Consider the following 7,085-nt stretch of genomic DNA (forward strand, 5'->3'; position numbering starts at 1 on the left):
AGCACGTCATATCCCCGGATATTTGGCTGAATTGCACTGATCTGGTGCGCAACAAGGGGTAGGGGGGTTGAGAGTTCGGGCGGCCTCGCCTCGGACACCGCCCCCCTCGCACGCGCAGATTTTTTTCCTCTCACAGGTTTTTGTTAATGGCTTTAACACCCAAAAAACGCGCTTTCATCAAGGCGGTGAGGGAAGGTGCGTCCAACAGAGAGGCAGCCATCAGGGCGGGGTGCCCAGAGAAATCAGCCTCCGCAGCGGGTTCGCGCCTGGCGAAAGACCCTGATGTGGTCGCCGAACTACACAAGCTGAATGCCTTGCACCCTGTTAAACCTGGTGTTAACGCCGAGCCGGCGCCGGAAGCTCTTGAGGGTGAGTTCGAGCCGGCCGGATTCGACCTGGGCAAGGCGCTTTCGCATAGCGACCCCAAAGCCTTCCTGCTGGCTGTCATGAACGATCTGGGCACGGAACCGAAGCTCCGGGTAGATGCCGCTAAGGCCCTGATGCCATTCACTCACCAGCGCAAGGGTGAGGGCGGCAAGAAGGAGCAGGCGAAGGAGAAAGCGGCCGAGGCCGCCTCAGGTAGATTCGGTACCCGCCGCGGTCCACTTCGGTCGGTGAAATGATGAAGTGGACGACAGCCTGCCCTGACTGGGAAGAGCGAATCATCTCGCGTCAGACCCTGATCCCGTTCGAGCCGCTTTTCCCTGATCAGGCAGCAGAGGCCCTGGAGGTATTCGGAGCGCTCAGAATGGTAGACGCCACTGGCAGCCCTCTGATGAGCGAGACGGTGCGCGATTGGGTCAACCAGTTCGTGGCGGCCATCTTCGGGGCCTACGATCCGGACTCTGGGCGCCGTTTGATCACCGAGTTTCTGCTGCTGATCAGCAAGAAGAATGGCAAGTCCACAATTGCTGCGGGCATCATGCTTACGGCCATGGTGCTCAACTGGCGCGCTTCGGGTGAGTACATCATCCTGGCGCCGACCAAGGAAATCGCGGACAACTCCTTCATCCCGATTCGGGACATGGTGAAGGCTGACGAAGAGCTATCAGCCCTCTTCAAGGTGCAGGAACACCTGCGCCTGGTCACTCATCATGAAACCAGCGCGACGCTGAAGGTGGTGGCCGCGGATAGCGAAACCGTATCCGGCAAAAAGGCCATTGGTGTCTTCGTCGATGAGCTTTGGGTGTTCGGCAAGCGCGCGAACGCAGAGGCGATGCTGCGGGAAGCCACCGGGGGCCTGGCCTCCCGGCCAGAGGGCTTCATCATCTGGGCCACTACCCAGTCGGATGCGCCGCCCGCCGGCGTATTTCGGCAAAAGCTGCAGTACGCGCGCCAGGTGCGCGATGGAAAGATCAAGGACAAATCCTTCCTGCCGGTGCTGTACGAGTTTCCGAAGCACATGATCGATGCTGGCGCCCACCGCGAGGTGTCGAACGCCTACATTACGAACCCCAACCTGGGGCTGTCAGTGGACGAGCCGTTCATCGAACGCGGCTTTGCCCAGGCGCAACTCGACGGTGAAGAATCGTTTCGCGGCTTTCTGGCCAAGCATCTGAATGTTGAGATCGGCCTGGCGCTGATGGCCGACCGTTGGCCGGGCGCGGAATTCTGGGAGGGGCAGGCGGCGGCGTGCTGCGTGTCCCTGGACGACCTAATAGACCGCTGCGAAGTCATCGACATCGGTATCGATGGCGGCGGCCTGGATGACCTACTCGGGCTCGCCGCCGTGGGCCGAGAAACCGGTACCCGGCGTTGGCTGGCTTGGACACATGCATGGGCGCACCCTTCGGTGCTCGAGCGGCGCAAGTCGGAAGCACCACGTTTCCGCGATTTCGCAAAGGACGGGCACCTCACATTGGTCGACGTCATTGGCCAGGACGTCGAGGACGTGGTCAAGCTCTGCGCGCTGGTAGAAGAACAGGGCCTGCTCGACCAGATCGGGCTCGACCCGGCCGGGATTGGGGCCATCCGCGATGCGCTCGAAGAGGCTGAAATTCCCGCCGAGAAGATCGTCGGCGTTCGGCAGGGCTGGACACTGGGTGGCGCGATCAAGACCACCGAGCGACGCCTGGCTGAAGGTGAGCTGATTCATGGCGGCCAACCGATGATGGCGTGGTGCTGCGGCAACGCCAGGGTCGAGCCCCGGGCAAACTCCATCCTCATCACCAAGCAGGCCAGTGGATCGGCCAAGATCGACCCGCTGATGGCTCTGTTCAATGCCGTGGCGCTGATTTCACTCAACCCCGAAGCCCTGGGCGGTAGTTCTGGCTTTTACGACAACCCGATCATGGTGGGCGTTTAATGGCTCGCAACAAGAAACCAGGCCGCATCAAGAATGCGCTTCTGGACTGGCTGGGCGTGCCGATCACCCTCCGGGATTCGGCGTTCTGGAAGGAATGGAACGGCACCTCGTCCAGCGGCAAGAGCGTCACCGTCGACAAGGCGCTTCAACTTTCGGCGGTGTGGGCTTGTGTGCGGCTAGTGTCGGAAACAATCTCCACGCTGCCGCTGAAGCTCTACGAGCGCGTGGATGATGGTTCCCGAGCGCCCGCCACGGGCCACCCGCTGTACCAAGTGCTGAGTGTCAGCCCGAATGCCGAAATGACCCCAGCGCGCTTCATGCTCATGCTGGTGGCCAGCATCGTGCTGCGCGGCAACGCCTTCGTCGAGAAGAAGCGGGTGGGCGCCCGCATCGTCGCGTTGGTGCCGCTGTTGCCCCAATGCATGGTCGTCAAGCGCCTGGACAACGGCCGGCTTGAATACACCTATAGCGAGAACGGTGCGCAGCGGGTCATTGCCGAGAAGGATCTGATGCACATTCGGGGCTTTGGCCTGGATGGCGTGTGTGGCTTGCAGCCCGTCCAGATGGGCCGTGATGTGCTCGGCGCCGCTATGTCGGCCGATGAGGCTGCTGCCAAGATCTTTGCCCAAGGTATGCAGGCCGCCGGCATCCTCAGCAGCGACAAGAAGCTCACCGACGTGCAGCGCGAGAAGCTACGCAAGAGCCTTTCCGCGTTCATGGGCTCCACCAACGCCGGCAAAGTGATGGTGGCGGAGGATGGCTTCAAGTACCAGGGCATCACGATGAACCCTGAGGCGGCGCAGATGCTGGAGACGCGCAACTTCGAGATCGAGGAAATCTGTCGTTGGTTCCGGGTGCCGCCCTTCATGGTCGGGCACATGGACAAGCAGAGCAGCTGGGCGTCGAGCGTCGAGGGGATGAACCTGCAATGGCTCACCAACGGCCTGCGGCCCATGCTTGAGAACATCGAGCAGGAAATCGGACGCTGCCTGCTGGAAAACAACCCAAGATTCTTCGTCAAATTCTCAGTTGAAGGACTTCTGCGCGCCGATAGCGCAGGCCGCGCGGCGTGGTACAGCACGGGCGTGCAAAACGCCTGGATGAACCGAAATGAGGTGCGGCGCTTCGAGGATATGCCCCCTATCCCCGGTGGCGATATCTACACCGTGCAATCGAACCTGATACCGATAGATCAGCTCGGCAAGGCCCAGGACAGCGAACAGGCCCGCTCTGCGCTCGCTGCCTGGCTCTTCCCCAACGCCAAGAAAGACCCCAAACCGGAGTAACCCATGACCCTCAAGACCATTCCGGCGGCGCCGGAGGCCCGGCCGCGCGCGCAGATCCAGTGCGACCTGATGCCCATGGCCCTCGAGCGCTGGAATCCGGCGATCAAGGCGGCCGTGACCGACGACACCACCATCACCATGTACGACCCCATCGGGTTCGATTGGTGGACCGGTGAGGGCGTGACCGCCAAGCGGGTTAGCGCCGCGCTGCGCACCATGGGGGATAAGGACGTCACGGTGAAGATAAACAGCCCTGGCGGCGACGTTTTCGAGGGCCTGGCCATCTACAACCTGCTACGCGAACACAAGGGCAAGGTGACGGTCCAGGTGCTGGGCCTGGCCGCCTCGGCGGCGTCTTTCATTGCCATGGCCGCCGACGAGGTGCAGATCGCCCGAGCCGGGTTTCTGATGATCCACAATGCCTGGACCATTGGCGCCGGCGACCGCAACGAGCTGCGCGAAGTCGCCGACTTCCTCGAGCAGATAGACGGCACCCTGGCTGACATCTACTCGGCCAAGACCGGCGATAAGGCCGAGGCCATGAGCAAGCTGATGGACGTGGAAACCTGGATGGGCGGGACGGCAGCAGTAGAGGCCGGCTTTGCCGACAGCCTGCTGGATTCGGACGCCACCCAGGAAGACACGAAGGCCGCGGCACCCCACCAGGTGGCTGCTCGGCGGCTCGACACCATTCTCGCCAAGCAGGGCATGCCGCGCTCCGAGCGCCGCGCCCTGATTCAAGAACTCAAGGGTACGCCTGGCGCTGCCCTCGACGGTACGCGAAACGCTGCCGACACCCAGGCCAATCTGGCCGAACCCATCGCCGAACTGCAGGCCCTTGTGGCCGGCCTGGCGGCAGCCAACGCAAAAGTACTGGAGAAATTCCAATGAGTGACCCAACTGAAGACCTGCTGAAGCAGGTATCCGCGGACCTGAAGAAGGCAACCAGCGATTTCAGCAAGCAGGCCGAGAACGCCTTGGCCGAAGCCAAAAAGGCTGGCAGCCTGTCTGAAGAGACCAAGAATGCCGTCGACGAACTGGCCACCAAGTTCAACAGCCTCACCGAGGCTGAGAAGATGCTCAAGGCGCAACTGGGCGAGCTTGAACAGGAGTTCGCCCGCATCCCTGCTCAAACCCAAGGCAGCCAGCGTGAGACTGTAGGCGGGATGGTGATCAAGAGCGAGGCGCTGAAGCAGTTCGCTGCCAGTGTCGAGGGTGGCAAGCGCGTCAGCGTGCCAGTCCAGAACGCCCTGATCAGCTCTGGGGTAGCCGAGGGGGTCGTGGAGCCGCAACGCCTGCCAGGTATCGACGTGATGCCGAAGCAGCGCCTGTTCATCCGCGATCTGATTGCCCCGGGTCGCACGACGTCGCCGGCGATCTTCTGGGTGCAGCAGACCGGCTTTACCAATGCCGCTGCGGTTGTGCCGGAGAACACCGCAAAGCCATACAGCGATATCACCTTCGCGACCAAGATCACCCCGGTGACTACGATCGCGCACATGTTCAAGGCATCGAAGCAGATCCTGGACGATTTTGCTCAACTGCAATCGACCATCGACACCGAGATGCGCTACGGCCTGAAGTACGTGGAAGAGCAGGAGATCCTGTTCGGTGACGGCACTGGTGCGCACCTCACCGGTATCGTGCCCCAGGCCTCGGCCTACAGCGCTGCCTTCGCGGTAGAGCAACAGAACGGCATCGATGACTTGCGCCTGGCCATGCTGCAAGCGCAGTTGGCGCGCCTGCCCGCTTCGGGCCACGTCCTGCACTTCATCGATTGGGCCAAGATCGAGCTGACCAAGGACACCCTGGGGCGCTACATCCTGGCCAACCCTCTGGGCCTGGCTGGTCCGTTGCTGTGGGGCTTGCCGGTGGTGGCCACCGAAATCGCCGCGTTCCAGGGCAAGTTCTTGACCGGTGCTTTCGCCACCGGTGCGCAGATTTTCGACCGCGAAGACGCGAACGTGGTGATCTCCACCGAAAACGCCGACGACTTCGAGAAGAACATGATCTCGATCCGTTGCGAAGAGCGCTTGGCACTGGCGGTGAAACGCCCCGAAGCCTTCATCTACGGCACGTTCACCGCTCCGGCCACGGGCAGTTGATCCCATTACTCCTTATAAGGGCCGCGCTGCGGCCCGCTGGAGCCCGCCATGAAGATGATCACGTATAAACCGCTGTATCTGGGCGGAAAGACCCTCACCGAGGGCACCGTATTCGTGACCGATGAGCAACACGGACGGGAATTGACCGCGCTCGGCTATGCCAAGGTCCACGATGGCGATGGTAAGCCAGCCGTCGATCTGACCGCGCTGGTAGCAAAGCCGTCATCGCTTACTACCGGAACAGTGCAGAGCATCGAGCCTGCTTTCAAGGCTGTACACAAGGGCAACGGCAAGTGGGTTGTCGTGGATGCCGCCGGCGAGTCGGTGGGCGATTTCAGTGGAAACAGGGACGAAGCGGCTGCCGAAGTCGAACGTTTGGTCGCCGGCGGGGAACCGCTCAAGAAAGACGAAACCGTAACCGGTGACAATGCTCTGCCGACGGATAGCTCTGCAGCAGTCGCTATGCCGGCGGACACCCCAGCCGCGCCGCAGGAGTAAGGCATGTCCGTGATTAGCATAGAAAAGGCCATGGAACACCTGCGAGCCGAGGCTGAAGATAACGCTCTGGTGCAGGCGATGCTGGACGCAGCCGAGGAATCGGCCAGCCAGTTCATGCAGCGGCGCTTCTATGCTGACGCTACTGAGCGATCTGCCGCGCTTCTGGCGGTTCCAGCCGCCCGAAATGATGCACGGGCGGCGTTCGACCAAGCCCGGGCGGCTGCCGCAACGCTGGCACGTCTCGATGATCGAACCGCAGCCTTGGCCGAAGCCCAGGAAATATTCGATGAAGCGCTGCGCGACTGCGTGATGCAGGCCCGCGGCATCCTCATAAACAAAGCGATTCAGGCGGCTTGCCTTCTGATCGTTGGCCACCTGTTCGCCAACCGCGAAGACGTGGTGACTGGCGTGGCGGTCACGGAACTGCCCATGGGCTCGCAGCACCTGCTGTGGCCGTACCGTATCGGACTGGGCGTGTGATGAGAGCCGGACTTTTGCGACACCGCATGCGCTTCGAACAGAAGGTGGACGTTCAAGATGAAGAGTCGGGCGAAATGCTGCCTGGGACTTGGCAGGAGGCTTTCACGGCCTGGGGTTCGTTCGAACCACTTTCCGCCCGCGATCTGATCGCCGCCCAGGCGGGGCAGTCGGAAGCAACGGCGCGGGTCGTGATCCGGTACCGGGACGGCGTGCTGCCCACCATGCGCATCATCCACCGCGGGCAGATCTACAACATCGAGGGGCCGCCGCTGCCGGACAAGGTTTCTGGCCGGGAGTACCTGACCATTCTCGTTTCAACGGGGCTCAATGATGGGTGAATTCAAAATGCAGGGCGTTGAGGGCGTCGTAGGGAAGATGCGCGGCCTGGCGCCCAAACTGCAACGATCCGGC

General features: G+C 62.0%; 8 protein-coding genes. All 8 read left to right on the forward strand.

The genetic code is table 11. From position 1 onward, the window contains the following. The first annotated feature begins 146 nt into the window (after positions 1-146). The 8 genes from HAQ05_RS21040 to HAQ05_RS21075 are packed head-to-tail and all read left to right on the forward strand — an operon-like array spanning position 147 to position 7,012. On the forward strand, positions 147-623 hold the full coding sequence (locus tag HAQ05_RS21040) for a terminase small subunit (RefSeq protein ID WP_190424176.1): 477 nt from the start codon (positions 147-149) through the stop codon (positions 621-623). Further along, positions 623-2,305: a terminase large subunit gene (locus HAQ05_RS21045; RefSeq protein WP_190424177.1), complete on the forward strand. Its 1,683-nt coding sequence runs from the start codon at positions 623-625 to the stop codon at positions 2,303-2,305. Before HAQ05_RS21040 ends, HAQ05_RS21045 begins: the two co-directional genes overlap by 1 nt. Then, complete coding sequence (locus HAQ05_RS21050) at positions 2,305-3,591, forward strand: phage portal protein (protein ID WP_190424179.1); 1,287 nt, start codon at positions 2,305-2,307, stop codon at positions 3,589-3,591. Before HAQ05_RS21045 ends, HAQ05_RS21050 begins: the two co-directional genes overlap by 1 nt. A 3-nt stretch (positions 3,592-3,594) precedes the next feature. Then, entirely contained in the window at positions 3,595-4,482 is an 888-nt protein-coding gene (locus tag HAQ05_RS21055; RefSeq protein WP_190424181.1) for a head maturation protease, ClpP-related, read from the forward strand. Beyond that, the gene (locus HAQ05_RS21060; protein WP_190424183.1) at positions 4,479-5,696 is read left to right on the forward strand and encodes a phage major capsid protein; all 1,218 of its coding nucleotides are present in this window, start codon (positions 4,479-4,481) and stop codon (positions 5,694-5,696) included. Before HAQ05_RS21055 ends, HAQ05_RS21060 begins: the two co-directional genes overlap by 4 nt. A gap of 48 nt (positions 5,697-5,744) precedes the next feature. Then, a complete protein-coding gene (locus HAQ05_RS21065) occupies positions 5,745-6,194 on the forward strand; it encodes a hypothetical protein (protein ID WP_190424185.1) in 450 nt (149 codons plus the stop codon). Positions 6,195-6,197: 3 nt separating this feature from the next. Continuing rightward, entirely contained in the window at positions 6,198-6,674 is a 477-nt protein-coding gene (locus HAQ05_RS21070) for a head-tail connector protein (protein ID WP_190424187.1), read from the forward strand. After that, a complete protein-coding gene (locus tag HAQ05_RS21075; RefSeq protein ID WP_190424189.1) occupies positions 6,674-7,012 on the forward strand; it encodes a phage head closure protein in 339 nt (112 codons plus the stop codon). The genes HAQ05_RS21070 and HAQ05_RS21075 overlap by 1 nt, the downstream gene beginning before the upstream one ends. Positions 7,013-7,085 lie beyond the last annotated feature (73 nt).

This window comes from Pseudomonas typographi (assembly GCF_014694385.1).
Taxonomy (GTDB): domain Bacteria; phylum Pseudomonadota; class Gammaproteobacteria; order Pseudomonadales; family Pseudomonadaceae; genus Aquipseudomonas; species Aquipseudomonas typographi.

Coding starts and splice junctions, on each gene's coding strand:
- HAQ05_RS21040 (WP_190424176.1), top strand. CDS start 147: ATGGCTTTAACACCCAAAAAACGCGCTTTCATCAAGGCGGTGAGGGAA.
- HAQ05_RS21045 (WP_190424177.1), top strand. CDS start 623: ATGAAGTGGACGACAGCCTGCCCTGACTGGGAAGAGCGAATCATCTCG.
- HAQ05_RS21050 (WP_190424179.1), top strand. CDS start 2,305: ATGGCTCGCAACAAGAAACCAGGCCGCATCAAGAATGCGCTTCTGGAC.
- HAQ05_RS21055 (WP_190424181.1), top strand. CDS start 3,595: ATGACCCTCAAGACCATTCCGGCGGCGCCGGAGGCCCGGCCGCGCGCG.
- HAQ05_RS21060 (WP_190424183.1), top strand. CDS start 4,479: ATGAGTGACCCAACTGAAGACCTGCTGAAGCAGGTATCCGCGGACCTG.
- HAQ05_RS21065 (WP_190424185.1), top strand. CDS start 5,745: ATGAAGATGATCACGTATAAACCGCTGTATCTGGGCGGAAAGACCCTC.
- HAQ05_RS21070 (WP_190424187.1), top strand. CDS start 6,198: ATGTCCGTGATTAGCATAGAAAAGGCCATGGAACACCTGCGAGCCGAG.
- HAQ05_RS21075 (WP_190424189.1), top strand. CDS start 6,674: ATGAGAGCCGGACTTTTGCGACACCGCATGCGCTTCGAACAGAAGGTG.